Below are 312 nucleotides of genomic sequence, written 5' to 3'. Positions count from 1 at the left end.
AACAGCTCGCTTATCTAAAAAAGCATGAGCAAGAAATTATAGATTTGGTAAAAGCACAAAATTCAAAAGTTGAATCCGTTCAGATTGATTGGGATCATACACAATGGAGTGATGGTGGACTGACAACTCCTGAATATTATATGAATGTTTATGGAGGTATAAATAATATTGAAGAATCGAGTTGGGGAGTAGATATCCCAATTAATGAGGACAATACATTAAATTTAGATGAGATGTATATAGGATCCGACATTAGAATAGGGGGAAGATTATTTGAGTAATTGGAATTTAAAAAGTTTTGATAATCTATAT

General features: G+C 31.4%; 1 pseudogene. It reads left to right on the top strand.

The window, feature by feature from the left end:
• Nucleotides 1–281 (top strand): annotated as a pseudogene (locus AX677_RS00880) (hypothetical protein); the annotation flags it as partial.
• Nucleotides 282–312: the final 31 nt, after the last annotated feature.

The sequence above is a fragment of the Streptococcus sp. CCH8-C6 genome, assembly GCF_001557225.1.
GTDB classification, from domain to species: Bacteria; Bacillota; Bacilli; order Lactobacillales; family Streptococcaceae; genus Streptococcus; species Streptococcus sanguinis_C.
This window is presented reverse-complemented; position numbering and strand designations above follow the sequence as displayed.